The organism is Pseudomonas sp. PGPPP4 (assembly GCF_002256045.1).
GTDB lineage: Bacteria > Pseudomonadota > Gammaproteobacteria > Pseudomonadales > Pseudomonadaceae > Chryseomonas > Chryseomonas oryzihabitans.
The window spans coordinates 100783-127459 of sequence record NZ_NKID01000011.1; the positions used below are offsets into that span (position 1 = coordinate 100783).

The following is a 26677-nucleotide window of genomic DNA, read 5'->3' on the forward strand; positions in this document are numbered from 1 at the left end:
ACGCCTTGCTCTCTTCGCAAGAACGTGGCGTTTTGGTAACTGATCGGCATGAACCGATGCCAGGCTGTTGCATGGGCCACTATCAGGATTTCCACTGTTCCCGCTTTATCGCGGCCATGCTGGTGCGCCGTAGCGACCGCTCCTGCAGAGGCACGCTGTAGCGCCCCCTCTCCCTTTGGGAGAGGGTTGGGGTTAGGGAAAACCCTAGCGACGACCTCCCCGTGGAAAAGGCTGCGCCGTTTTCCACACTACGGGTCCATCTGCTATCGCGGCCATGCCGGTGCGCCGTAGCGACCGCTCCTGCAGAGGCACGCTGTAGCGCCCCCTCCCCCTTTGGGGGAGGGTTGGGGTGAGGGAAAACCCTAGCGACGACCTCCCCGTGGAAAAGGCTGCGCCGTTTTCCACACTACGGGTCCGTCTGCTATCGCGGCCATGCCGGTGCGCCGTAGCGACCGCTCCTACAGACATCAGGCCGCGGATCGGTCTACGCGCGGCTATCTCGCCATCGCAGCGTCTGCGGCCCGACCACGCCAGGCCAGGACCAGGGCCATCGCCAGCCCCAGGGCGGCCATGCCGGCGCCGGCCAGGGAGATCGCCGGATAGCCGAGACCGGCGTCGATCACCGCGCCACCCAGGGCCGCGCCGAGGGCATTGCCCAGGTTGAAGGCGCCGATGTTGACCGCCGAGGCCAGGTTGGGGGCGTCCTTGGCGGCTTCCATCACGCGCATCTGCAGCGGCGGCACCAGGGCGAAGCTGGCGATGCCCCAGACGAGGATGGCCACGGCGGCCGCCAGCGGCCAGCGCATCAGCCCGCTGAAGGCCAGCAGCACCACGATGAGCACGCCCAGGGAGGCGATCAGGGTGCGGTCGATGGATTTGTCCGCCGCCTTGCCGCCCCAGAGATTGCCCAGGGTCAGGCCGACGCCGAACAGCACCAGCATGGCGGTGATGAAGGCCGTGGAGCCATGGGTCTCGCGGGCAAGGATGGGCGCGATATAGGTGAAGACGGTGAACATGGCACCGGAGCCGACCACGGTCAGCGCCAGGGCGGCCAGCACCGGTGGGCGACCCAGCACGCGGATCTCGGCCAGCACGCCATCGCTCGGCGGCAGCGCCACGTTGGGCAGGGCGAACCAGAGCGCGGCCATGGTCAGCAGGCCAAGTCCGGCGATGCCCCAGAAGGCCTGGCGCCAGCCGAGCAACTCGCCGAACCAGGTGGCCAGCGGCACCCCGCCGATGGTCGCCAGGGTCAGCCCCATGAACATGGCGGCGACCGCCCCGGCGCGCTTGTCCGGGGCCACCACGCTGGCCGCCACCAGGGCGCCGACGCCAAAGAAGGCGCCATGGTTGAGCGAGGTCACCACCCGGGCGATCAGCAGGCTGGTGTAGTCGGTGGCCAGCGCCGACATCAGGTTGCCGAGGGTGAAGATGGCCATCAGGCCGATCAGCAGCTGGCGGCGCGGAATGCGGCCGGTGGTCAGGGTCATCAGCGGCGCGCCGATCAGTACGCCCAGGGCATAGGCGCTGATCAACAGGCCCGCCGCCGGAATGGACACGCCAAGATCGGCGGCGATGCCGGGCAGCATGCCCATGGGCGCGAATTCGGTGACGCCGATGCCGAAGGCACCGGTGGCCAGGGCCAGCAGGGGTGGATTGATACGCATGGGAAAGGCTCCTTATCTATGCCGCGAATGCTAAGCTCCCCGCTCAAGCGCCGGTAGACGGCGGTTTTGGCATGCACCTTTGCGCTGGAGTCACAAGTGGATCTGAATGGTCGCTCGGGAGAGATGGCGGTGTTCGCCCAGGTGGTGGAGGCCGGCAGCCTGTCCGCCGCCGCCAGAGCCCTGGGTCAGACGCCTTCGGCGGTGAGTCGCTCCATCGCCCGCACCGAGCAGCGCCTCGGCACGCGACTGCTGTTGCGCACCACCCGAGCCATCACCCTCACCGCCGAGGGCGAGGCCTATCTACGCGCGGCGCGACGCATCCTGGCGGACCTGGCCGAGGTGGAAGACGCCATCGCCGACCAGGGCGTGCCCCGAGGACGGCTGAGGGTCAGCGCCGCCCTCGGTCATGGCCGCATGACGCTGGTGCCGCTGGTGGCGGCCTTCAGCGCCCGCTATCCGGATATCGTGGTGGACCTGGCGCTGGGCGACGAGGTGGTGGACATCCTCGCCGGCCAGGCCGACGTGGCGATCCGCTTCGGCCAGCTGGCCGACAGTCCGCTGAGCGCCCGCCCCATCGGCGTCACCGGGCAGGTGGTGGTGGCCTCGCCGGCCTATCTCGCCCGCCACGGCACGCCCCAGGTGCCGGAAGACCTGCTCGAGCACAATTGCCTGAGATTCAACTTTCGCCGCGCCCTGCCCGACTGGCCCTTCGTCCGTGACGGCCAGGCCTTCGCCCTGAAGATCAGCGGCAACATCGAATGCAACAGTGGCGAGGCCCTGGCCCTGCTGGCCCGCGAAGGCGCCGGCATCGCCCGCATCGGGGAATTCAGCGTGGCCGAGGACCTGCGCAGCGGCGCCCTGGTGCCGCTGCTGGAGGCCTGGAATCCGGGCGACCTGGAACCCATCCACGCGGTCTTCGTCGGTGGCTCGACCATGCCGGCGCGGGTGCGGGTGTTCGTGGATTTCCTGGTGGAACGGCTGGGCCACTGAGGTCCTCAGGCGAAGCGCCCAGCCTGCCCACTCGGGAACTCCCGCCGGCATCCCCGCCCTAATCACCCACGTCCGCACTCGTGGCGCTCCTTCGCTGACTCGAAACGCTGCATTCGTTCGCTTCGCTGGCCTGAGGGCGCCCGGTTCGCCGGCCCCTTTCGTGTCTTGCCAGGATCCCGCTCTGCCATGTCCGCTTCCGCTTCCCCCGCCGTCGACCCCGACCAGAAGGCTTCGGCCCGCCGGCTGATCTTCATTACCGTACTGGTCGCCACCATGGGCGCCCTGGCCTTCGGCTACGACACCGGCATCATCGCCGGCGCCCTGCCCTTCATGACCCTGCCACCCGACCAGGGCGGCCTGGGCCTCAATGCCTATACCGAGGGGCTGGTTACCGCCGCCCTGATCGTCGGCGCGGCCTTCGGTTCGCTGGCGGCGGGTTATCTCGCCGATCGCTATGGCCGCCGCACCACCCTGCGCCTGCTGTCGATCCTCTTCGTCGTCGGCGCCCTGGGCACTGCGGTGGCGCCCTCGGTGGAACTGATGGTGGTCGCACGCTTCGTGCTCGGCCTGGCGGTGGGCGGCGGGTCGGCCACTGTGCCGGTGTTCATCGCCGAGATCGCCGGCCCCAAGCGCCGCGGTCGCCTGGTGAGTCGCAACGAACTGATGATCGTCAGCGGTCAGCTGCTGGCCTATGTGCTCAGCGCCCTGCTCGCCTGGCTGGTGCACGACAACGGCATCTGGCGCTACATGCTGGCCATCGCCATGGTGCCGGGCATCCTGCTGTTCGCCGGCACCTTCCTCTTGCCCACCTCGCCGCGCTGGCTGGCGGCCAAGGGCCGCATCGAAGAAGCCGAAGCCGTGCTGGAACGCCTGCGTGACACCCCCGAGGAGGTGCAGCGCGAGGTCGAGGAGATGCGCGAGAGCGAGGAGCAGGCCAGGCATCGCCCGCCACTGCGCGAACTGCTCGCCCAGGGCTGGGTGGTCAAGTTGCTCCTGCTGGGCATCGGCCTGGGCTTCGTCGCCCAGTTCACCGGGGTCAACGCCTTCATGTACTACACGCCGATCATCCTCAAGAGCACCGGCATGGGCACCAGCGCGGCCCTCACCGCCACCATCGGCAACGGCGTGGTCTCGGTGATCGCCACCCTGCTCGGCATCTGGGCCATCGGTCGCGCCGGACGCCGCACCCTGCTGCTGATCGGCCTGGTGATCGTGGTCCTGGCGCAACTGGCGCTGGGCAGCGTGTTGTTGTGGCTGCCGCAAGACCTCACCCAGAGCTACCTGGCGCTGGCCTGCATCCTGGTGTTCCTGCTGTTCATGCAGATGTGCATCGCCCCGGTCTACTGGCTGCTGATGTCCGAGCTGTTTCCCAACCAGGTCCGCGGCCTGCTGACCGGGGTGGCGGTGGCCGTGCAGTGGCTGTGCAACGCCACCGTGGCCTTCAGCTTTCCGGTGGCCCTGGAAGCCATCGGCAACTACACCTTCTATGGATTCGCCGCCATCAACCTGGGCTCGCTGTTGTTCGTCTATTTCTGCCTGCCGGAGACCCGCGGCAAGTCCCTGGAAGAAATCGAACGCCATCTGAAGAAAGAGTTATAGCGGGTCGTTAGCCGACCGATCGCCGATTTTCCGGCTTGTTGCGGACCAAATGGAATAATTTCTCATCCCGTATCAAGTCGGACTTTTCCGGGCCGATGCAGAGTGAAGGCATGTCGCCGTCACTCTTCGCGCCGGGGCGCGTTCGGGGCTTTCGATGAACATCAAGCAGAAACTCACCTCGCTTTTCGCGGTAACCGCCTGCCTCCCGGTGATCCTGGTGGCGGGCGTGGTCATCATGAACGTGCGCAGCCAGGCCACCGGCGATTTCCTCGACGGCAGCGGGCGCGAAATCCGCCAGATCGATCGCAACATCCAGCAGTTCTTCTCCGGCATCCAGCAGAACGTCGACTTCCTCGCCAAGGAGCCGAACATCCTCGCCCTGGAAGGCCTGAAGAACTACAGCGGCGCCGATGCCGCCCAGTTGCCGCAGCCGGAAGCCGGCCAGCAGGCGCTGGCCTATTTCACCCGCTTCGCCAAGACCCACCCCACCACCGCCTACCTGTCGGTCGGCCTGAGCGATGGCGGCTACGTCAGCTGGCCGGACGACGCCAAGCTGGCCAACTACGATCCACGCGTGCGTCCCTGGTACCAGGCGGCCATGAACAATCCGGGCAAGGTGGTGCGCACCCCGGCCTACTACTGGGCCACCGACGACGTCTCGCTGATGGGCGTGGTGCGCACCATGGAAGACGCCAGCGGCAAGGTCCGCGGCGTGGTGGGCCTGGACATCTCGCTCAAGCAGCTCACCGACCTGGTCAAGAGCATCACCCTGGGTCAGAGCGGCTATCTGCTGCTGGTGGAAGACAACGGCAACGTGCTGGTCGACCCGCGCGACCCCAAGCACAACTTCAAGCAGCTCAAGGAGCTGGGCGCCGCCTACCAGACCCTCAGCGGCATCCAGAGCGGGCTGGGTGAGGTCAACCTCAACGGCACCGACTACATGGTCAACGTCTATCAGGCCAAGGACCTGGGCTGGAAATTCATCGGCCTGATCGAGCGCAGCGAAGTCATGGGCAAGGCCACCGCCCTGACCTGGCAGATCGCCGGCATCACCGCGGTGCTGGCGCTGCTGTTTGCCGTGCTGGGCGCCGCCTTTGCCGGCATGATCGTGCGGCCGATCCGCGGCGTTTCCGCCGGCCTGGAATCCATCGCCCAGGGCGAAGGCGATCTGACCAAGAGCCTCAGCGTCCAGGGTAGGGACGAAACCGCCACCCTGGCCGGCTGGTTCAACCAGTTCCTCGCCAGCATCCGCCAGCTGGTGCAACGCATCGGCCAGGCCTCCAACGACCTGCAGCAGGCGTCCCAGACCACCACCCAGGCAGCGGCCAGCATGAACGAGGTCGCCGGGCGCCAGCGCGAGGCCGTGGAGCTGGTCTCCACCGCCTTCAACGAGATGGTCGCCACCTCCAACGAGGTCGCGCGTTCCTGCAGCCAGGCCGCGGCCTCGGCCGACGCCGGTCATCACAAGGTGCAGGAAGGCTACGGCCAGATCGAGAAGGCCACCGGCAACGTCAACCAGCTCAGCGGCAGCCTGGCCCAGTCGGCTCAGGCCATGGCCGTGCTGGAGCAGGACAGCCACAACATCAACACCATCCTCGACACCATCCGCGGCATCGCCGAACAGACCAACCTGCTGGCGCTCAACGCCGCCATCGAAGCGGCGCGGGCCGGCGAGCAGGGGCGTGGCTTCGCCGTGGTGGCCGACGAGGTGCGGGCCCTGGCCAAGCGCACCGCCGACTCCACCGGCGAGATCGACGGCCTGCTCGGCAGCCTGGCGCGGCGCACCCAGGAGGTCACCCGCCAGATCGAGACCAGCCTGGAGCTGTCGCAGACCAGCGTGGCCTCCATCAGCGAGGCGCGGGGCAGCTTCGAAGGCATCCGCCAGTCGGTGGACGAGATCCGCGACCAGGCCCTGCAGATCGCCGCGGCAGCCGAGGAACAGCACCAGGTGGCCGAGGACATCAACCGCCACATCGCCCAGATCCACGACGACGCCCAGCAGGTGGAAGGCCTGGCCCAGTCCACCACCCGCGACTCCTCGCGGCTGTCGCAGCTGTCGGGCGAACTGGACGGCCTGGTACGGCGCTTCAAGGCCTGACGGCGGGTGGTGGCAGAAGCCCCGCGGGTGATCCCGGCGGGGCTTTTTTATGGGCCGGGCGTTCGGGGACGCGTGGATAAGGCTGCGCCGTTATCCACCCTACGCAGGCTCCCGTGGCGGACAGTCCCCTCTCCCTCTGAGAGAGGGTTGGGGTGAGGGTGCCTCCAGCCAAACCGTAGCGTGGAAAACGGCGCAGCCTTTTCCACTGGCTGGTCGGGCACCCCGTTGGGCTTCGCTGCGCTCAACCCAACCTACGGGGCTGGTGGTAGCAGACGCCCCTCGGGTTACTCCAGGGGGACTCTTTGTAGATCGGGCGTTCGGGGACGCGTGGATAAGGCTGCGCCGTTATCCACCCTACGAACGTTGAATCTCCCCGCTACGCCGGACAGCCCCCTCTCCCTCTGGGAGAGGGTTGGGGTGAGGGTGCCTCCAGCAAAACCGTAGCGTGGAAAACGGCGCAGCCTTTTCCACTGGCGGATCGAGCCCAACACCCGCCCTTCAAGCCCCAGACGGCAAACCCTGGTCGCGGTCGCCACGTAGGTTGCTGTGGGCGGCCTGGCAGATCTCGCGCAGGCCGCTCTTGAGGCCCTCTTCGAGGGTGGGGTGGTAGAAGGGCATGTCCAGCAGCGAACTGGCGGTCTCGCCGTGGATCAGCGCCAGCACCAGCAGATGACCGATATGGTCCATGCCCGGTCCGACCATGGCTGCGCCGGTCAACTTGCCGGTGCCCGGTTCGGCATAGAAGCGGGCGATACCCTGGTTGCGTGCCTCGACCCGGGCGCGGCCCTGGTCGTGGTAGGAAGAGGTGCCGATCAGACTGCCCTGGTCGGGCGGACTGCCCAGCACGGCCACCGGCGGATCGGTGAAGATCAGCGAAAACAGCGGCGATCTCGGGGTCGGTCGGACCTCGGGATAGCAGGCCGCATTGTGCCCGGCGATGGCGCCCTCGTCGGAGGCCTCGTGGAGGATCGGCCGGTCATGGTCGGCATCGCCGGCGATAAAGATCGACGAGGCGCCGCACTGCATCGTCTCGGGGTCGTAGACCGGGGTGCCATGGTCGTCCAGTTCGATACCGGTGGTTTCCAGCCCCAGGCCTTTCAGCCGCGGCGGTCGCCCGGCGGCCACCAGCACGTAGTCGAAGTCGCCCTCGCCGCTCGCCGCACCGGACCAGGACAGCCGCACGCCTTCGCCCTCTCGCCGGGCATCCACCTCGACATTCAGCAGCAAGGTCAGGTCCTGTTCCAGGATCTTGCGCAACTCGGCCTTGACCTCCAGGTCCTCCAGCGCGCCCAGGCCATCGTCCTGGCCGAACAGGGTGACGGCCACGCCGAGGCGGGCCATGGCCTGGGCCAGTTCCAGGCCCACCGGACCGGTGCCGATCACCGCCAGGGAACGCGGCAGATCGGGCAATTCGAAGATCGTCTCGTTGGTCAGCGCCCGCTCGCCGAGGGCGTCGAAGGGTTCGGGTACCAGGGGGTAGGAGCCAGTGGCGATGACCACGTTGCGGGCGCTTACAGTCTTACCATTGCTAAGTTGCAAACGATTAGGCGCCACGAAGCGCGCCGTCGCCTGTTGGGCCACGCCCTCGGGCAGCTTGGCGAAACCCTCCTTGGTGGTGGCGACGAAATGATCGCGCTCGCGCCGCACCCGCGCCATGACCGCCGCGCCATCGACGCTGAAGCTGCCCACCTCGATGCCGAAAGTGCCGGCGCGGCGGACGGCATGATGAGCCTCTCCAGCAACGATCAGCAGCTTGGAGGGCATGCAGCCTACGGCGGCACAGGTGGTGCCGGCCCAGCGATCGTCGATCAGCAGGGTGCGCGCGCCTTGGCGGCGGGCGGCGCGTTCGGCGGCGAGGCCGGCGGTTCCTGCCCCGATCACGGCGACATCGCAGTCGAGATCGGCGGGGGTCGTAAGGGCTGCAGGGTCACTCATCTCATCACCTGACGTTGCGAAGGGTTACCCGACTCGCGCCAGGGCTCCAGCAAGGGACCCCAAGCGCAACGTTGAGGTTGCATCCCCAAGGCGTGACCCACTTCGACAAAAAACCGACAATTCTTGTCAGGAGCGTCAAATTCCATGCCACTCGTCACCTTATACTGGCCAACTGGAACCATTGAGGGTGTCCTATCCTCAATTAGCCAACTTAAATGGACGCAGGCACTCACATGGAACGTGACATCAGCAAGATTCCGCTCATCAACGATTGGTCCTACCTGATCGCTCTGGAAACCGGCCTGTTCACCCGGGGTGAACTCAGCGGCGCGGTGCTCAAGGCCCTCAACGACCAGGCCCGCCTGCTCTCCCGTCGCTACCTGGTGCAGAAGTCCAAGCTCGACGTACGCAAGCTGACGCCCGCCGAGACCGAGATCCTCGATACCCTCAGCGACACCGCCGCCAGCCTGCGTCGCCGTCAGCGGCTGCCGCACAACATCGTCAAGAGCCTCAGGGCCGGCGGCCTGATCGCCGCGGTCGAGCGCAGCGTCTGCGCCTCGGGCATCCTGCAGTGCCACAACGGCTTCTATGAAGACGGCCTGGAGCCGGGCGCCTTCGAGCGGATCGTGATGCGCCATCCCCATGAATTCGGCGATCACGCCCGCCAGAGCGCCGCCCTCTACTTCGCCCAGGAACCCTTCGCCCTGGAACAGTCGCAAGACGTGCACGACCAGCCGCTGCAGGCCAGCGCCTGATGAGCGAGGCGCACGCGATGACCGGGGCGGCCGGGAGGCCCCAGACCCCGTTCACCTGCGCGCGCCTCGCCGCCCCCGTTCCCGCTTGCGGTACCGCTTTTCCGGAGTCCTGGCGCATGACGCCCGCTTTCGCGCCGCTCAGCCCCCCATAGCGCCCCTGCCCTCGCCGGCCGGCCGATCTCGCTGATCGCGTCGGCTGTCGTCCTTTCGTTGCCGGCCCAGCCGGCAGCGGCCTTTGCCTGCGCGCGTCTTATGACGGGCGTCTCTGCCGATGCCGTTCGCGTCGTCCTCCAGCGGGAGTCCGCTCCCGGAGGGTGGCCGCGGCATGGGCCACGGCTGCGAGGAGCAGACATGACTACCGCCCACGTCCCCCAGGGACGCAACAACTTCGATTTCCTGAGATTCGCCGCGGCCTCCACCGTGGTGATCGGCCACGGCTTCTGGCTCTCGGGGCATATCGGCGCCGAGCCGATCCTCAACTTCACCGGCTTCACCGACGCGGCCAACATCGCCGTCTATGTGTTCTTCGTCATCAGCGGCTTCCTGATCACGGCATCCTTCCAGCGCAGTCGCAACCCCCTGGACTTTCTGCTCAAGCGCGCCCTGCGGATCTTTCCGGCGCTGATCGTCTCGGTGCTGTTCTCGGTGCTGGTGGTGGGCTGGCTGGCCACCAGCCGCGAGACGAGCGCCTACTTCAGCGATCGCCAGACCCTGGGCTTCTTCAAGAACATCCTCTTGATGACGCGCTTCGAGTTGCCCGGCGTCTTCACCGGCAATCCCTTCCCGGACACGGTGAACGGCAGCTACTGGACCCTGCCCTACGAGGTGTTCATGTACCTGTCGCTGCTGATCATCGGGGTGCTGGGGCTGCTGACCCGCTCGGTGGTCATGGCCACCCTGGTGGTGCTGGTGCTGGGCAACTTCCTGCTGCTGCCGCAGATGGGCATCGCCAGCTTCGTGCTGCACAAGGTGTTCAGCCTGGGCATGTTCTTTTTCGCCGGCGCCCTGCTGCAACTCGCGGGACCGCGCATCCCCTGGCGCCTGGAGATCGCCCTGGCGCTCTGCCTGCTGTCGCTGGCGGCCATCGTCTGGCACGTCCTGCCGGTGATCCACCTGGTGTCGCTGGCCTATGTGATCATCTACCTGGCCCAGGTGCAGGTACCGGTGCTGCACGGCTTCGGCCGCTTCGGCGACTATTCCTACGGCCTCTACCTGTTCAACTTCCCGGTCCAGCAACTGCTCATGCACTGGTTTCCCGACAGCTTTTCGCTGCCCGGCTTCCTGCTGGTGAGCTATGCCCTGACCCTGGGGTTCGCGGTGCTCTCCTGGCACCTGATCGAGGCGCCGGCGCTGAGATTCAAGCCACGGCGCCAGGCCCCGGTGGCGCCGGCCTGAGGCCAGCTGGCCGGGCGTCTCAGCCGAGGCGACCGGCCAGGGCGAAACCAGCCAGGGTCAGCAGCAGCGAGCCCAGCACATGGATGGTCACGGTGAGCGCCGCCCAGCCCAGGCGGCCGCTCTGCAGCAGCCCCACCACCTCGGCGGAAAAGGTCGAGAAGGTGGTGAAGCCGCCGCAGAAGCCGGTCACCAGCAGCAGCCGCCACTGGGCTTCCAGCCCCGGATAACGGGAGAACAGCCCCAGCGCCAGGCCGATCACGAAGCCGCCGACCAGATTGACCAGCAGCGTGCCCAGGGGCAGCAGCGGAAACAGCGCATTCAGCCGCAGACCGACCCACCAGCGACAGGCGCTGCCGAGGGCACCGCCAAACATCACCGCGAACAGCGCATAGGGCATCTCAGACTCCTCTCAACGACGAGGGGCGGCGAGGAGCAGGACGGCAACGCCCGCCAGGGCCGACAGCAGCGACCCCAGCAGCACACCGATCTTGACCTCGTCGACCAGGAAGGGCGCCCCCGGAAAGGCCAGGGCGCCGATGAACAGACTCATGGTAAAGCCGATGCCGCAGAGCAGCGCCACGCCATAGAGCTGCAGCCAGCTGGCACCCTCGGGCAGCCGCGCCAGACCGCTGCGGATGGCCAGCACCGCCATCAGGGAAATCCCGATCTGCTTGCCAAGGAACAGCCCCAGGGTCACGCCCAGGGGCACCGGATCCAGCAGATTGGCCGGCGACATCCCGGCCAGGGAGACCCCGGCATTGGCGAAGCCGAACAGGGGCACGATCAGGAAGGCCACCCAGGGATGCAGCGCGGACTCCAGCTTGAGCAGCGGCGAGGCGTCGTCGGCCTCGGTGTCGCCCAGGGGAATGAACAGCGCCAGGATCACCCCGGCCAGGGTCGCATGGATGCCCGAGCGCAGCATGCAGAACCACAGCAACGCCCCCACCAGCAGATAGGGCAGCAGCGCGGTGACCTTGAGTCGATTGAGCACGAACAGCAACGCCACCAGACCGGCCGCGGCCAGCAGCATGCTGCTGGAGAGGTCGCTGGTATAGAACAGCGCGATGATCAGCACGGCGCCGAGGTCATCGAGGATCGCCAGGGCCGAGAGAAACACCTTGAGCGACGCCGGCACCCGCGAACCCAGCAGCGACAGCACGCCGAGGGCGAAGGCGATGTCGGTGGCGGCGGGAATCGCCCAGCCTGAGAGGGTCTGGGGATCGTGGCGATTGACCAGGGCATAGAGCAGCGCCGGCACCAGCATGCCGCCCAGGGCGGCGAGCCCCGGCAGGGCGCGATCGCCCCAGCTGGCGAGTTGGCCGACCGCCATCTCGCGCTTGATCTCCAGGCCCACCAGCAGGAAGAAGATGGCCATCAGGCCGTCGTTGATCCAGTGACCGAGCGACAGACCACCCACGTACCAATGCAGACTGGCGAAATAGCCCTCGGCCAGCGGCGAGTTGGCGACGATCAGGGCGATGGCCGCGGCCACCATCAGCACGATGCCGCCGGCCGCCTCGGCGGCGCAGAAGCGATTGAGAAAGGCCAGGGCCTTGGCCGGGGAAAGGGGGGAATTCATGGGCAGCCGGACTCCGCGCGGCGGCCCGACCTGCGCTCGATTCGACCTGTCCTACCGCGAGATTGCGGCGACACCCAGCCGATGATCCTACTACGGCAGCCCCGGCGGTCGCAGCAGAAAATCGCCTGGAGACGGCAGCCGCTCTGGGTCGCCGCCTGGCCGTCGGCCAGGGCGCCGAGCGCGCCGCGCCGGTCTTGCCAGGGCTGCCTCCAGGAGGGACCATCAGCGCCCTCGTTCTGCCCAGCAGCTGCCTTTCCCATGTCCCAGGAACCCCTTACGCCTTCGCCCTCCCTCTTCGCCCGCCTGGTCCAGGGGCTGCGCGCCTTCTGGCCGGCGCCGCTGCCCATCGACGGTCGCGAACGCCTGCGCGCCAGCCTCGGCGCCGGCCTCGGCATCCTGCTCGCGGCCCTGCTCGCCGCCTGGTGGCTGGAAGGCCAGCCGGTGCACCAGCACGGCGCCCTGGCGCTGGCCCTGGTGGCGCCGCTGGGCGCCAGCGCCGTATTGGTATTCGCCCTGCCCTCCAGTCCGCTGGCGCAGCCCTGGTCGGTGGTGGGCGGCAACACCCTGTCGGCGCTGATCGGTATCGCCTGCGCGCTGTGGATTCCCGAGGCCAACCTGGCCGCCGCCGTGGCGGTCGCCCTGGCCATCGCCGCCATGTTCACTCTGCGCTGCCTGCACCCACCGGGTGGCGCCTCGGCGCTGCTGATGGTGTTGATCGGCGCCCAGGACTTCAGCTACGCCTGGAGTCCGGTGGCGCTGGATTCGCTGCTGCTGGTGAGCGCCGGCCTGCTCTACAACAACCTGACCCGTCGTCCCTGGCCCCATGTGCCACGCCCGGCCGAGCCGAGCGGCGAGACGCGCCTGCAGCGCGCCGACCTCGACGCCGTGCTGGCACGCTACAACCAGGTGCTGGACATCAGCCGCGACGACCTCGCCGAATTGCTCGAACAGGTGGAGGCGCGCGCCTACCAGCGCAAGATGGGCGAGCTGCGCTGCGCCGATGTCATGAGCCACGAACCGGTGACGGCCCGCGCCGAGATGCCGCTGCAGCAAGCCTGGGCGCTGATGCGCGCCCGGCGCATCAAGGCGCTGCCGGTGGTGGATCGCCAGGGCCATCTGCTGGGTATCGTCACCGTCGCCGACTTCATGCGGCAGATCGACCTGGACGTCCACGAAGGCCTCGGCTGGCGCCTGAGATCGCTGGTCCGCCCACGTACCCGCCAGGAGGAGAACAGCGTCGGCCACATCATGACCCGCACCGTGCGGGTGGCCAGCGCCGACCGCTTGCTGATCGACCTGGTGCCGGTGTTTTCCGAGAACGGCCACCGCCATATCCCTATCATCGACGGCTCGCGCCGCCTGGTCGGCATCATCACCCAGTCGGACCTGATCCGCGCGCTGTACCAGGCGGTACGGGCCTGACCGCAGCGAGCCGCCCTCAGCTGGGGTTCTGCAGCGAACCTCGCCGCGTTTTCGCCGTCTCAAAGGCACTGTCGCCCATTCCGGGCGACCTGCCAGGAATGTTCGGATGAAAACCGGTCCCGCTCGTGCCTCTTCGTTCTCCGCGCCTCGTGCGCTGCTCGCCAGCCTGGTCCTGGGCGGCGGTCTGCTGCTCGCGGGCTGCGCCGGCAACCCGCCGACCGCGCAGATGGCCGTGACCCAGTCCGCCGTCAACGAAGCCGTGAGCGGCGGCGGCAACCAGTTCGCTCCCATCGAGACCAAGTCGGCCCAGGACAAGTGGACCCAGGCCCAGGCGGCCCTGTCCAACGAGAAGTACGACGAGGCCAAGCGCCTGGCCGAGCAGGCCGAGTGGGATGCCCGTCTGGCAACCCGCAAGACCCAGGCCGCCAAAGCCCAGGCGGCGCTGCAGGATGCCCAGAACAGCATCCAGCAGATCCGTGAGGAAGGTCAGATCAATCTCCAGCTGCAACAGAATCTACAGAAAAAGGTGCAGCAGTAAGGCTGCCCGCTCTCTTGAAGGACGAAACCATGCGTAAACGTTTTCTGCTCCCGCTGATGTCGGCGCTGACCCTCACCCTGGCCGCCTGCGCCACCCCGCCCAACCCCAACCTGGAAAAGGCACGCAACGACTACGCCGCTCTCGAATCCCAGCCCCAGGCCACCCAGCTGGCGGCGCTGGAAACCAAGGACGCCGGCACCTGGCTGGCCAAGGCCGACAAGGCCTACAAGGACGGTGAGAACGAGCGCACCGTCGACCAGCTGGCCTATCTGACCCAGCAACGCATCCAGACCGCCATGCAGACCATCAAGCTGCGCATGGCCGAAGCCGAGCTGAAAAAGGTCGACGCCGAACGCGGCGAAGCCCGCCTCAACACCCGCACCCAGCAGCTGCAGCAACTGCAGAAGGCGATTAAGTAAGGTCGCGCGGCGCGGAGCCCCCTGGGCTCCGCGACCACTCTCGCCTCAGCCGTCCTGACGACGGATGCGCCCAGCCGGTTCGGCCTGCCCCGCGGGCTTGCCCAGGCGCTCCTGTTGCACCAGATAGCGCTCCAGTGCTTCCAGATCGGTGATAGCGGTCTCCAGGCGATTGCTGCCGTCCCGGAGCAGCGCTGCACCATCGCCGCCGTCGGCCAGGAAGTTGTTGGCCACCACGCGATAGCGCTGGTCCTCGGCCAGTGCCTTGCCATTCAGGCGAATGCTGCCTGGGACGACGCGCTGCCCGACGGGCCGACGTCCATCCCAGACATAGGTGAAGCCTGCCGAGACCTGTAGAGGCCTGGCATCGGGATCGCGACTCCATTGCTGCTCCAGCAGCTCATGCAACTGGGCGCCAGTCAGATCGACCAGGGTCAGGGTGTTGGCGAAGGGCTGGCAGCTGGCGAGCTGGGCATAGGTCAAGCGCGACTGCCCGGGTGCCAACGCCAGTTCGTTGCGGATGCCACCGCTGTTCATGAGGGCTATCTGCGCACCCTGATCCCTGACCGCCGCCAGTTGCGCATCGGCGATGAGATCGCCCAGGGCACTCTCTCCGGCTGCGTCGTAGCGCGGCGCCAGGCGGGACACGCCCAGCCGGGCGACCGGACGCTCCAATACGGTCTTGCTGCGGGCCGCGACCCGGGCGACCCAGGCCGCCAATTGCGGATCTGGTGGATAGTGTCCCGGGATCACCGGCAGGTTTTCCATCTGTACCCCGGTCACGCGCCGCTGGCGCGGATCGATCTGCAGGCTGACATGGCTGACCAACTGGCCGTAGGAGCCGCCTTGGAACACCGGTATCCGCCCCACGTGGCAGGTATAGGCCTTGTGGCTATGAGCACTGGCAACCAGATCGATGGCGGGATCCAGGCGCTTGACCACCTCGACGATCGGTCCCTGGAGGTCACGGCAATCGCGGCCCCCCGCCTGGCTGGTTCCGCCCTGATGTATGATGGCGACGATGGCGTCCACGCCCTGGGCGTGCAACGCGGGAATCAGCGCATTGATGCTGTCGGCCTCGTCGGTGACCTGCAAACCCGCCAGCCCCCTGGGCGTGACCACCTGATCCAGCGCCTTGAGCACCGCCCCGACGAAGGCGATCTTCTGTCCATGGGCCTCGAGGATGCGATAGGCGGGAAACAGCGGCTTACCGGTGCGGCTGTCCAGCAGGTTGGCGGCCAGATAGGGAAAGCGGGTGCCCTGCCAGTGCGGCTCGAACTGGCAGGCCTTGGCTGGTCGACTGGAATCACAGCCGCCGTGGACCAGGCGCAGCAGCTCGGCCTTGCCATTGTCCAGTTCGTGATTGCCCACCGCCGAGAGTTGCAGGCCGAGCAGGTTCATGGCCTGCAGGGTGGGCTCGTCGGCCCACAGCGCCGAGACCGCCGGACTTGCGCCGATCAGGTCGCCGCTGCCGATGACCAGGGTCTGGGGATCCGCTTGCCGCAGGTGATCAATCAGGCTACCCACGTTGGCGATACCCCCCATGGGTTGTCCCCTTCGCTCCGCGTCGAACAGCGCAGGATTGGGCTCCAGATAGCCATGGAAATCATTGATCAGGGCCAGGTTGACCGTGACCGGCTGCGACGGCGGGCTGGCACAGCCAGTGAGTAGCAGCGCCAGGGCAAGAACCGCGGGAAGACGAGGAAACATGAATGAGCTCCGGGCAAGAACCCCAGGCCAGAGCGGTCGGCTCTGCCAGGGCGAGGCAGCATGACGAGCTAATGTGACAGTTCCTACTCGTCCAAAAAGTGACGCCAAACTGTCAGCGCAACGCAAGAAATCGGTCGCGGAAGCGTCAAGGACGGTTGTTAGGGTCTCCGGCTTCCGACCAACGGTAGACCCCGACCATGAAAGCCTGGGACGAACCCAAGAAGCGCAAGGCCCACATCGAACTCATCCCGATGATCGATGTGATGATGTTCCTGCTGGTGTTTTTCGTGCTCATCAGCCTCAACGTGATTCCCGCGCTGGGCATCAAGACCCAGTTGCCCGGCGCCAGCAGTGCCGTCCAGCTCAAGCCGCAGAACAAGGCGATCGTCACCCTGGCCGCCAGTGGTGAACTCCAGCTCGATGGCGAGCCCCTGAGCCTGGCCGAGCTGCCCGAGCGACTCAAGGCCCAGGCCAGGCCCGACAGCCAGACCACCATCATCATCAACGGTGACAAGGCGGTCGCCATCGAGCGGCTGGTGGAGGTGATGGACAACCTCCGCCAGGGCGGCTTCAGCGCCATCTCCATCGCCACCCGCAAGCCCTGACCATGTACGCCCTCTATCGCTCACGCCACCTGCTCGGCTGGCTACCGGCAGCCCTGGCGACCGTGTTCATCGCCTGGACCCTGCAGCAGGTACCCCTGAAGATCGAGCCCAGCTACGACGCACCGCCGGTGCAACTGGCTCTTGCCGAACCCGAGCCCGAGGCGGTGACGCCGCCACTACCGGTGGTGGAGCCACCGCCCCCAGCGCCGATCGTCCAATCCGCACCCGAGCCGGACGTGCCCCCGGTGGTGGCCGAGCAACCGAGCGCCCCGCCCCCGCCGCCCAAGCCGCGCGTCGAGCCCAAGCCCCAGCCCAAGCCGAAACCGCGGGTGGAGCACCACCCCAAGCCAGTCGCCGAGCCGCAGCCGACCACGACGCCCAGCCCGACGCCGCCCAAGGTCGTGGCGCCCGCGCCGCGCCCGGCGCCACCGGCCCCACCGGCGCCCCCGCCCAAGCCGGCGGTGGATAGCGGCGCCCTGGAGGGCGGCTACCTGCACGGCGTGCGCAATGACCTGGAGCGCTACAAGCAATACCCCAGCGGTCGCCAGGCCTCCCTGGAGCGCCCCAGCGGCAAGGTGGTGGTCTGGCTGCTCGTCGACCGCACCGGCAAGGTCCTCGACCGCGGCCTGGAAGAGCGCGCCAGCAGCATGCTGCTCAATCGCGCCGCCCTCACCAGCCTGGGCCGCATCGAGCAGGTGAAGCCCTTTCCGCCAGAAGCCTTCGCCGGACGCAGCCAGCTGCGCATCACCGCCACCTTCGACTATTCGCCCCGTTAACCACCAGCCTTTCGAGGATTCGAGATGAACCGCAGTAAACTCTGTCTCGCCATCATGGCGGCCAGCCTGGGCCCTGGTCTGGTCTGGGCCGACGGCACCGCCGAACGCGACGTGGGCACCATCGGCGTCCAGGGCAACACCACCCTGGGCAGCGGCTACCTGGCCCCCGAGCAGAGCGCCAAGTCGCGCTCCAGCCTGACCCGCGAGGCGATGGACAAGCAGACCGCTACAGCCAACGCCATCGATCGCCTCCAATACACGCCCGGCCTGCACGTCAGCAGCAACGACGCCAGCGGGATTTCCGGCTTCAACTTCACCATGCGCGGTCTCAATGCCAGCGAGATCGGGGTCTCGGTGGACGGCATGCCGCTCAACGACTCGGGCAGCTACAAGGTCTACGCCAACCTGCTGGGCGATCCGGAGAACCTGGACCAGATCTTTGTCACCCAGGGCTCCTCGGAACTGGATGGCCCGCACATAGGTTCCAGTGGCGGCAACATCGGCTTCACCACCGTCCGACCGACCAAGGACAGCGATGTCTTCGTCAAGCAGGCGGTCGGCAACAATGGCCTGACCAAGACCTTCGCCCGACTCAATACCGGCGAATTCAACGGCTTCAGCAACTGGCTGTCGGCGTCCCACACCGAAGGCGATCTCTGGCGCGGCAAGGGTGCGGTACGCGCCGACCGGGTCGAATTCAACAGCTTCTTCGACCAGGGCAACGGCAACACCGGCAACCTGATCCTCAAGTACTACCGGCAGGACAACGACAGCTACACCAAGCTGACCAAAGCCCAGTTCCAGCAGGGTGGCCGCAGCTACACACCGGCGCCAGACAGCCCCGTACTGGGCAGCAACGGCAAGATCGCCCGCTACTACGAGTTCAGCAAGAACCCCTTCGAGAACTTCAGCGCCATCTTCAACGGCCACCTGCAGCTGCAGGACAATCTGGCGCTCAGCTTCAACCCCTATTTCTACTGGGGCGACGGCAGCGGCAACGGCTACTTCAGCAGCGCGCTGAATCGCAATTCCAGCCGCAATGGCGTCTATGACCTGAGCAACCTCAACAGCGCCGCCGGTTATGCCGCCGATGGCACGCCCAACTCCGGCGTCTACTATCGGCCCTCGCGTACCCAGACCTGGCGTCCTGGCGTGACCACCAAGCTGACCTGGGACGTGAATGACGCCCACAGCCTGCAATTCGGCTACTGGTTCGAATATGCCCGTCAGTCGCAGACCCAGCCCTATATCCCGATCGACGCGGCGGGCAAGGCAGGCGACAACTTCTGGCCGGATGCCCGCAGCGTGGTGGATGCCCGCGGCAACCGGATCCAGGGTCGCGATCGCTACACCGAAACCCCGGCGCACAAACTCTGGGTGCAGGACACCTGGACCCTGAGCCCGGACTGGACGCTGAACGTCGGCACCGCCTACCAGAAGGTGGAGCGCAAGGCCGACAACCATGGCGATCTCGGCAGCCTGCCCTTCGAGCGTTCGCGCAGCTACGACGCCTTCCTGCCCAGCGCCGGGCTGAGCTATCAGCTCGATGCGCAGAACCAGCTGTTCTACAACGTCAACCGCAACATGCGGGTTCCGGCCAACTACGTGCTGTACGACAGCAGCCCGGACTCCCTCAACCTGCGACCGGAATTCAGCTGGAACCAGGAACTGGGCTGGCGCCAGCAGCGCGAGACCATGGCCTTCTCCGCGAGCCTGTTCTTCCTCAAGTTCAAGGATCGCCAGGCCTCGAGCAAGGACATCAACGGCGACAGCCTCAGCTTCAACGGCGGCGACGTCGACAACAGCGGCCTGGAACTGGCCTGGAGCGGCCTGCTGCCCCACCATTTCAACTACTACACCTCCTACACCTATACCCGCTCCATCCAGCAGGACGACCTGCCGGTCTACAACAAGGGGCAGCGCCTCGAGCTGCCCACCAAGGGCAAGCAGTTCGCCAACGTGCCGCGCAACATGCTGGCCGCCAACGTCGGTTATGACGACGGCCGCTACTACGGCACCTTCGGCGGCAAGTACAGCAGCAAGCTCTATGGCGATCTGACCAACGACGAGAGCGTGTCGGGGGCCACGGTCTTCAACCTGGGCGCCGGCGTCTACCTGCCCACCGACAAGCGCTTCCTCAAGGACGCCACCCTACGGCTGAACGTCGACAACCTGTTCGACAAGAAGTACCTGGACGACGTCGACAGCGTGCAGACCAACGCCGTCGCCTACCAGGGCTACGCCGGTAGCAGCCCGACCTACAACGTCGCCATGGAGCGCACCGTGACCCTGTCCCTGGAAGGCCATTTCTGAGCCCGGAGCCCCGCATGAATACCCAACTCCTGCACGACGCCACCTTCTATATCCTCTACGGCTGCATCGCCCTGGCGCTGTTCATCGCCATCGAACGTGGCCTGTTCTACGCCTATACCCGGCGCCAGGCCGGGCGCCTGGCCGTGGCCCTGAGCCAACGCGAGGTGCAGCAGAGCGGCCGGCTGCCGGCCGCCCTGGCCGAGCGACCTGGACTGGCGGTCACTATGGTCGAGCCGATCCTGGCGCAGCGCGGCCGACTCGATCACCAGGCGCTGGAGGATCTGGTCGATACCCAGTACCTGGCCACCCGGGCACCGCTGGCGCGCAGTCTGTGGATCATCGAGACCATCACCACCGCCGCCCCGCTGCTAGGTCTGCTCGGCACCATCCTCGGCATCATCGATACCTTCAAGGCTCTGGCCTCGGCCGGGGTGTCCGATCCGGGGCAGATCTCCGGTGGCATCGGCACGGCGCTGTTCGCCACCGGCCTGGGCATCGCCGTGGCCCTGATCTGCGTGGTCTTCCACAACTTCTTCCAGGACCGCCAGGAACGCGTCAACGAACAGCTCAAGATCGTGCTGATCCGGGCGCGCGGCGCCGCCGGCTCGCCCATCCAGGCCGAGTTGGCTGAAGACCTGTCGCCCGCGCGGCTGCGCCAGGCTTGAGTCGAGGCCCTCGCGGTGTGCCGCGAGGGCTCCCACGCCGCTGCCGGAGGATTGCCATGCTGCCGCAACCCAGCCTGCTCACCGAACGCCTGACGCTACGCCCCTGCAGCGAGCGGGACGTACCCGCCCTGGTGATCCTGGCCGGCGACCTGCGTATCGCCGCCACCACCGGTACCCTGCCCCATCCCTACACCGAGGCGAACGCCCGCCACTGGCTCGCCACCCACGCACCCGCCTGGTCCACGGGGAGCCAGGCCCACTTCGCCATCGTCGACCGGACGCGCGACGATCTGCGCGGCGTCATTTCGCTGCGCCGCGACGGCGAGGGTACGGCCAATGTCGGCTACTGGATCGGCGTGCCCTCCTGGGGCCAGGGTCTGGCGACCGAAGCCTGCGCCGCCCTGGTCGCCTTCGGCTTCGACCATTGGGCGCTGAGCGCCATCCATGGCCGCCACCTGCCCGAGAATCCCACCTCGGGTCGCGTACTGCTCAAGAACGGCTTCATCCCCCAGGGACGCATCCGCGCTCTGTTCCCCATCCGAGGTGGAGAGGAGGAGCTGGACAGCTATCAGCTGACCCGCGAGCGCTGGCTGACTCGTCTGCTGGATTGAATTCCCGCGCGGCGCCTGGGGTCCCTTCTGGATTGGCAGGCCAACCGCGGCCTGCGCCCCTGAGGAGACCTGACATGCACGCCATACGCCTACGCAAACCCGGTGGTCTGGACCAGCTGGAGCCCTGCGAACTGCCCGATCCCGGGCAGCCGGGGGCTGGCGAGATCCGGGTGCGGATCAAGGCCAGTTCGCTGAATTTCCATGACCTGGGCGTGGTGCTGGGCAAGATGCCGACCGCCGATGGGCGCATTCCCATGTCCGATGGCGCCGGGGTGGTCGAGGCGGTGGGCGCCGGGGTCAGCGAATTCGCCGTGGGCGATCACGTGGTCTCGACCTTCTTTCCCCACTGGCTGGACGGCGAGCCGCCCATCGATGACTTTTCCACCACGCCCGGCGATGGCGTCGACGGTTTCGCCTGCGAGGTGGTGGTACGTCCAGCCACCGCCTTCACCCGCGCGCCCAAGGGCTACAGCCATGCCGAGGCGGCGACCCTGACCACCGCCGGGCTGACCGCCTGGCGCGCCCTGGTGGTGGACGGTGGCCTCAAGGCCGGTGACAGCGTGCTGGTCATGGGGACCGGCGGCGTCTCCATCTTCGCCCTGCAGCTGGCCAAGGCCATGGGCGCCACGGTGATCGCCACCTCGTCCTCGGACGAAAAGCTGCAGCGCGCCTATGCCCTGGGCGCCGATCACCTGATCAATTACCGTGAAGAGCCGGAATGGGGCGCCAAGGTGCAGGCCATCACCGGCGGCCGTGGCGTCGACATCGTGGTGGAGGTGGGCGGTCCGGCGACCCTGGCGCAGTCCATCCAGGCCGCGCGCATCCATGGCCATCTGGCGCTGATCGGGGTGCTCACCGGCGTCGAGGGCCAGGTCCCCACCGCCAACCTGATGCGCCGCCACCAGCGACTGCAGGGTTTGATCGTCGGCAGTCGTCGCCATCAGCAGGAGATGATCCGCGCCCTGGAAAGCACCGGGATTAAGCCGGTCATAGATCGCAGCTACCCGCTGAACGAGATCGCCGCGGCCTTCGCCTTGCAGAAGGACGGCAGCCATTTCGGCAAGATCGTCCTGGAGTTCTGATAATGGTCAGACGAAAGCCAGACTGAGCCCAGCAGGCCTCTGCTAGACTTCCGGAATCGTCTCATCGCGTTCCGGAAGTCCCGATGACCTCGCCTGATCCCCTCCCCTATCTCGTCGTCATCGAAGACAACGGGCTGCTCGCCGAACTGCTGAGCAATCATCTCGAAGAGCGACTGGGCTGGACCTGTGTTCGCTTCGACAACGCCGACGACGCCCTGGTGCATCTGCTCCAGCAGCAGCAAAGCCCCGGGCTGGTGATCACCGACCACCTGATGCCCGGCCAGCTGCGTGGCGGCGAACTGGCGGAGATGCTGTTGCAGCGCTGGCCCGCGCTGCCCATGGTGATCACCTCGGGCTACGGCTACGAGATCACCACGGCGCTGCCCGAGCAGGTGATCTTCCTGCAGAAGCCCTGGACGCTGGACGAGGTGGATTCGGCGGTACGCCTGGCACGGGCGCGCCAGGCGGCGGGCTAGACACCCAGCTGGCCGCAGGCCTTGAGCAACTGGTCGATGGTCCAGGGCTTGGGCAGGAACAGCGCCCGCTCCTCGCGCTCGGCGTACTGCTGGCCGGTATAGCCGGAGGACACCAGGATCGGCAATTGTGGAAAGCGCTGACGCACCTGCTTGGCCAGGGCGAGTCCGTCCAGCCGACCCGGCATGCGCACGTCGGTGAACAGGAGATCGGGCGGTAAGGGATCGGACTCGAGCCAACCCCAGGCGGCGTCGGCGGTATCGAAGGACTGGACGGCATAACCTTCCATCTCGAATACCTCCGTCGCCAGCGATCTCAGCACCGGATCGTCTTCGACGACCAGCACGGTGGTAACAGCAGCGGAAGAAACTACATCGGTCATGGCAACGCTACTTCATTAGTACGACTAAATAGACCGAAATTTCTCGAATTGGATCACAAGGCTCGGATGGGCGGCTGGCAGCCGGGTGCCGGCACTTGTCTGATGCCGTAACGGCTACTTAATTCCCTGTCTGTCGGAAAAAGGTGCTGGCAGATCGCTAGCCATCGCCCGACTCTCTTACTCTAAGGCTCTCGCCGGACGTCACCGCCGTCCGCTTCCGCTGCTCACGCGCTCGAACGACCCCATGGCTGAATCCGCTCTCTCCCACGCTGAACTCCAGGCCGAAGTCCGTCGCCTCCGCGCCGCGCTCGACCAGTGCACCGCGCTGCCGCCCCAGGACGCCCAGCGGCGTCTGGCGATCTTTGATGGTGCCATCGATTTCGCCATGATCGTGCTCGATCCGGCCGGGGTGATCACCGACTGGAACAGCGGCGCCGAACGCCTGCTGGGCTGGACCGCCGCAGAGATTCGCGGCGCGCCGGTCGAGCGCTTCTTCACCCCCGAGGACAACCAGATCGGCCGGGCCGCGCTGGAAATGCGGCTGGCGCTGCAGGACGGTCGCGCCGAAGACGAACGCTGGCACCTGCGACGCGACGGCACCCGCTTCTGGGCCAGCGGCGAGATGCATCCGCTGTACGACGACGCCGGCCGCCATACCGGCTTCGTCAAGATCCTGCGCGACCGTACGCCCCAGCATCTGGCCGGCCAGGCCCTGCGTGACAGCCAGCGCCACGTGGGCGAGGTGCAGCAGAAACTGGCGGAAAGCGAGCGCTATTGGCGCGGTCTGTTCGAGCAACTTGACGAGGGCTTCATCCTCGGCACCATTCTGCGCGATGGGCAAGGTCGCGGCTGCGACTGGCGCTATGACCAGGTCAACCGAGCCTGGTGCACGCACTTCGGCCTGAACGCGGAGCAGGCGATCGGCCAGACCGCCCGGACCCTGTTTCCCGAACTCGAAAACCTCTGGGTGGAGGATTTCACCCGGGTGGTGGATACCGGCCAGTCGTTCAGCTACGTGCGGCAATTCCAGGCCAACGGGCGCTGGTACGAAGGTCATGCGCACAAGGCCGGCGCGGAGAGCTTCCTGGTGCTGTTCCTGGATGTCACCGAACGCGAGCAGGCCGCCCAGGCGACCCGCGACGAAGAGCGCTATCGCCGCGCCCTGGCAGAGCTGGGCGAAGGCTTCAGCCACCTCAACGACATCGAGGCGGTCACCGAGCTGGCCTGCACAGTGCTGGGCACCCTGCTGGACGCCCAGCGGGTGGGCTACGGCCTGGTGGACGCCGACGCCGAGACCATCAGCGTGGAACGCGACTGGACGATCTTGGCCGCCGGCAGCCTGATGGGCACCCTGAATTTCCGCGACTATGGCAGCTGTATCGAGGACTTCAAGCGCGGCGAGACCGTGGCCATCGAGGATGTGCGCGAGGATGCCCGCACCTGCCACAACCTGGCCGCCCTGCAACGGCTGGACACCCGCGCCTTCGTCAGCACCCCGCTGTTCGAGCACGGCCATTTCGTCGCCCTGCTCTATGTCAGCGCCAGCCAACCGCGGTGCTGGACGCCGGTCGAAGTGCAATTCATCCGCGAGGTCGCCAATCGCACCCGCTCGGCGACGGCGCGGCTGACCGCGGAGCGCGCCTTGCGCGACAGCGAACTCAATCTGCGGCTGGTGGCCGACACCCTGCCCTGCCTGATTGCCTTCGTCGATCGCGAGCTGATCTATCGCTTCGCCAACATCGAGGCGCCCAAGTGGTTCAAGGACGCTCCGGAAAGCATCCTGGGTCGCAGCATGGCCGAGGTCTTCGCGCCGGAGCTGTTCGCGGCCCGGCGTCCGGCCATCCAGGCCGCCCTGGACGGCACCCCGGCGCGGCTGGACCTGCCCTGGGCCTGGCCGGACGGCCGCCGACGCATCGCCGACATCCACTATCGTCCGCGGCGCGATGCGCGCGGGGCGGTGGATGGCTTCTATGTCTTCGCCCAGGATGTCACAGCCCAGCGCGACGCCCAGACGCTGATCCAGGCGCAGAATCTCAGCCTCAGCCAGGAGGTCCAGGCGCGCACCGCCGAGCGCGACCGGCTCTGGGCGCTCAGCGAGGATCTGCTGCTGACCGCCGATTTCAACGGGCAGCTGCTACGGGTGAGTCCCTCCTGGTCGCGCGGCCTGGGCTATTCCGAAGCCGAGCTGCTCAGCCGCCCCTACCGGGAACTCATCCATCCCGACGATCTGCCAGGGGTGCTGGTGGCACTGGACGAACTGCGCCGCAGCGGCCTGCCGGCGCGGGTGGAAAACCGCGTCCTGGCGGCGGACGGCAGCTGGCGCTGGCTGTCCTGGACGCTGTCGATGGACACCGAACAGGATCGCCTCACCGGCGCCGGGCGCGACATCACCCGGGAACGGGACGCCGCGGAGACCCAGGCGCTGCTGGAAGAGCAGTTGCGCCAGTCGCAGAAGATGGAAGCGGTCGGCCAGCTCACCGGCGGCCTGGCTCATGATTTCAACAACCTGCTCGCCGGCATCGTCGGCAGTCTGGATCTGCTCACGGTGCGCATCGGCCAGGGCCGGCTGAACAATCTCGAGCGCTACACCACCGCCGCCCAGGGCGCCGCCATCCGCGCCGCCGCCCTGACCCACCGGCTGCTGGCCTTTTCCCGGCGGCAGACGCTGGATCCCAAGCCCACCGACGTCAATCGCCTGGTGGCCGGCATGGAAGACCTGATCCGCCGCACGGTGGGTCCGGCGATCCAGATCGAGGTGGTGGCCAGCAGCGAGCTGTGGTCGACCCTGGTCGATCCGCCGCAACTGGAAAACGCCCTGCTCAACCTCTGCATCAATGCCCGCGACGCCATGCCCGAGGGCGGCCGCATCTTCATCGAGACCGCCAATCGAGCGCTGGATGCGCGCATGGCCCGGGTCCGCGACCTGGAAGCGGGCGAATACATCGCCCTCTCGGTGACCGACAACGGCTGCGGCATGCCGCCCGAGGTGATCGCCAAGGCCTTCGATCCCTTCTTCACCACGAAGCCGATCGGGGTCGGCACGGGGCTGGGCCTGTCGATGATCTATGGTTTCGTGCGCCAGTCCGGCGGCCAGGCGCGCATCCATTCCCAGGTCGATCAGGGCACCAGCGTCACCCTCTTCCTGCCACGCCATCGCGAAGCGGCCACCGGCGTCGATCTCGCCGCCAGCCAGCCGACCCTGCCGCGCCAGGGCCACGGCGAGACGGTGCTGGTGGTGGATGACGAACCCACGGTGCGGATGCTGGTGGTGGAGGTGCTGGAGGAACTGGGCTACGCCGCCCTGGAAGCGGCGGATGCCAGCTCCGGGTTGCGCCTGCTGGAATCCGATGTGCGCATCGATCTGCTGATCAGCGACGTTGGCCTGCCCGGCGGCATGAACGGCCGCCAGATGGCCGACGCCGCCCGCCAGCGCCGCCCGGGCCTCAAGGTGCTGTTCATCACCGGCTACGCCGAGAACGCCGTGGTCGGCAATGGCCACCTGGAGCCCGGCATGCACGTGATGACCAAGCCCTTCGCCATGGACGCCCTGGCGGTGCGTATCCGCGATCTGATCGAAGGGACCTGAGGTCAGCGTCGGAGTGGTTCATCCCTCACCCCAGCCCTCTCCCGGAGGGAGAGGGGGCGGTTGGGAGGCGTAGGGTGGATAG

21 protein-coding genes and 2 pseudogenes are annotated in these 26677 nt (G+C 67.2%); 17 read left to right on the forward strand and 6 right to left on the reverse strand.

The genetic code is table 11. The annotated features are described in order from the left end of the window. Window positions 1-494: 494 nt before the first annotated feature. Window positions 495-1664 carry an MFS transporter gene (locus CFE50_RS18790; RefSeq protein ID WP_286736708.1) on the reverse strand — a complete coding sequence of 390 codons (1170 nt, stop codon included), beginning with the start codon at window positions 1662-1664 and terminating at the stop codon, window positions 495-497. A 96-nt stretch (window positions 1665-1760) separates the two neighbouring features. Between CFE50_RS18790 and CFE50_RS18795 the strand changes: the two genes are divergently transcribed. The 4 genes and pseudogenes from CFE50_RS18795 (at window position 1761) to CFE50_RS22930 (ending at window position 6351) form a co-directional block, all read left to right on the forward strand. Next, window positions 1761-2654: a LysR family transcriptional regulator gene (locus CFE50_RS18795; protein ID WP_144947991.1), complete on the forward strand. Its 894-nt coding sequence runs from the start codon at window positions 1761-1763 to the stop codon at window positions 2652-2654. A 186-nt stretch (window positions 2655-2840) separates the two neighbouring features. Further along, on the forward strand, window positions 2841-4253 hold the full coding sequence (locus tag CFE50_RS18800) for a sugar porter family MFS transporter (RefSeq protein ID WP_286736711.1): 1413 nt from the start codon (window positions 2841-2843) through the stop codon (window positions 4251-4253). Between the two features lie 235 nt (window positions 4254-4488). Further along, window positions 4489-5496: pseudogene (locus tag CFE50_RS22925) on the forward strand (cache domain-containing protein); the annotation flags it as partial. 87 nt (window positions 5497-5583) lie between these two features. After that, window positions 5584-6351: a methyl-accepting chemotaxis protein gene (locus tag CFE50_RS22930; protein ID WP_371099676.1), complete on the forward strand. Its 768-nt coding sequence runs from the start codon at window positions 5584-5586 to the stop codon at window positions 6349-6351. A gap of 498 nt (window positions 6352-6849) precedes the next feature. On the opposite strand, the gene CFE50_RS18810 is transcribed toward CFE50_RS22930, so the two are convergent. Continuing rightward, a complete protein-coding gene (locus CFE50_RS18810) occupies window positions 6850-8286 on the reverse strand; it encodes a dihydrolipoyl dehydrogenase (RefSeq protein ID WP_286736715.1) in 1437 nt (478 codons plus the stop codon). 233 nt (window positions 8287-8519) lie between these two features. On the opposite strand from CFE50_RS18810, the gene CFE50_RS18815 reads away from it, so the two are divergent. Together CFE50_RS18815 and CFE50_RS18820 are read left to right on the forward strand one after the other, a co-directional pair. Then, complete coding sequence (locus CFE50_RS18815; protein ID WP_077171523.1) at window positions 8520-9041, forward strand: hypothetical protein; 522 nt, start codon at window positions 8520-8522, stop codon at window positions 9039-9041. A gap of 351 nt (window positions 9042-9392) precedes the next feature. Continuing rightward, complete coding sequence (locus CFE50_RS18820) at window positions 9393-10436, forward strand: acyltransferase family protein (protein WP_286736717.1); 1044 nt, start codon at window positions 9393-9395, stop codon at window positions 10434-10436. 19 nt (window positions 10437-10455) lie between these two features. On the opposite strand, the gene crcB is transcribed toward CFE50_RS18820, so the two are convergent. Together crcB and nhaA are read right to left on the reverse strand one after the other, a co-directional pair. Continuing rightward, the gene (crcB, locus tag CFE50_RS18825; RefSeq protein WP_027600082.1) at window positions 10456-10833 is read right to left on the reverse strand and encodes a fluoride efflux transporter CrcB; all 378 of its coding nucleotides are present in this window, start codon (window positions 10831-10833) and stop codon (window positions 10456-10458) included. 12 nt (window positions 10834-10845) lie between these two features. After that, a complete protein-coding gene (gene nhaA / locus CFE50_RS18830) occupies window positions 10846-12015 on the reverse strand; it encodes a Na+/H+ antiporter NhaA (RefSeq protein WP_286736719.1) in 1170 nt (389 codons plus the stop codon). Window positions 12016-12273: 258 nt separating this feature from the next. Here nhaA and CFE50_RS18835 point away from each other — a divergent pair, with 258 nt between their 5' ends. The 3 genes and pseudogenes from CFE50_RS18835 to CFE50_RS18845 form a co-directional block, all read left to right on the forward strand. Further along, the gene (locus tag CFE50_RS18835) at window positions 12274-13437 is read left to right on the forward strand and encodes an HPP family protein (protein ID WP_286736721.1); all 1164 of its coding nucleotides are present in this window, start codon (window positions 12274-12276) and stop codon (window positions 13435-13437) included. Between the two features lie 106 nt (window positions 13438-13543). After that, a complete protein-coding gene (locus CFE50_RS18840; RefSeq protein ID WP_027600079.1) occupies window positions 13544-13975 on the forward strand; it encodes a DUF4398 domain-containing protein in 432 nt (143 codons plus the stop codon). Between the two features lie 29 nt (window positions 13976-14004). Beyond that, a pseudogene (locus tag CFE50_RS18845) lies at window positions 14005-14388 on the forward strand (DUF4398 domain-containing protein); the annotation flags it as partial. Window positions 14389-14439: 51 nt separating this feature from the next. Here CFE50_RS18845 and CFE50_RS18850 read toward each other — a convergent pair. Then, complete coding sequence (locus tag CFE50_RS18850; protein WP_286736724.1) at window positions 14440-16101, reverse strand: bifunctional metallophosphatase/5'-nucleotidase; 1662 nt, start codon at window positions 16099-16101, stop codon at window positions 14440-14442. Between the two features lie 197 nt (window positions 16102-16298). Between CFE50_RS18850 and CFE50_RS18855 the strand changes: the two genes are divergently transcribed. The 7 genes from CFE50_RS18855 to CFE50_RS18885 all read left to right on the forward strand — a co-directional run bounded on the left by CFE50_RS18855 (window position 16299) and on the right by CFE50_RS18885 (window position 22629). Then, window positions 16299-16706, forward strand: a complete 408-nt coding sequence (locus tag CFE50_RS18855; protein ID WP_286736726.1) for an ExbD/TolR family protein — start codon at window positions 16299-16301, stop codon at window positions 16704-16706. 2 nt (window positions 16707-16708) lie between these two features. Beyond that, window positions 16709-17482: an energy transducer TonB family protein gene (locus CFE50_RS18860; protein WP_286736728.1), complete on the forward strand. Its 774-nt coding sequence runs from the start codon at window positions 16709-16711 to the stop codon at window positions 17480-17482. Between the two features lie 24 nt (window positions 17483-17506). After that, window positions 17507-19795, forward strand: coding sequence for a TonB-dependent receptor family protein (locus CFE50_RS18865; RefSeq protein ID WP_286736729.1), 2289 nt, complete (start codon window positions 17507-17509; stop codon window positions 19793-19795). 14 nt (window positions 19796-19809) lie between these two features. After that, window positions 19810-20460, forward strand: coding sequence for a MotA/TolQ/ExbB proton channel family protein (locus CFE50_RS18870; RefSeq protein ID WP_286736730.1), 651 nt, complete (start codon window positions 19810-19812; stop codon window positions 20458-20460). Between the two features lie 56 nt (window positions 20461-20516). After that, the gene (locus CFE50_RS18875; protein WP_286736731.1) at window positions 20517-21071 is read left to right on the forward strand and encodes a GNAT family N-acetyltransferase; all 555 of its coding nucleotides are present in this window, start codon (window positions 20517-20519) and stop codon (window positions 21069-21071) included. A 74-nt stretch (window positions 21072-21145) separates the two neighbouring features. Further along, entirely contained in the window at window positions 21146-22153 is a 1008-nt protein-coding gene (locus CFE50_RS18880) for a zinc-dependent alcohol dehydrogenase family protein (protein WP_286736733.1), read from the forward strand. Window positions 22154-22236: 83 nt separating this feature from the next. Continuing rightward, window positions 22237-22629, forward strand: a complete 393-nt coding sequence (locus CFE50_RS18885) for a response regulator (protein WP_007160683.1) — start codon at window positions 22237-22239, stop codon at window positions 22627-22629. Here CFE50_RS18885 and CFE50_RS18890 read toward each other — a convergent pair. Next, window positions 22626-23009 carry a response regulator gene (locus CFE50_RS18890; protein WP_007160682.1) on the reverse strand — a complete coding sequence of 128 codons (384 nt, stop codon included), beginning with the start codon at window positions 23007-23009 and terminating at the stop codon, window positions 22626-22628. The genes CFE50_RS18885 and CFE50_RS18890 overlap by 4 nt on opposite strands. 244 nt (window positions 23010-23253) lie before the next feature. On the opposite strand from CFE50_RS18890, the gene CFE50_RS18895 reads away from it, so the two are divergent. Further along, entirely contained in the window at window positions 23254-26595 is a 3342-nt protein-coding gene (locus tag CFE50_RS18895) for a PAS domain S-box protein (RefSeq protein ID WP_286736736.1), read from the forward strand. Window positions 26596-26677: the final 82 nt, after the last annotated feature.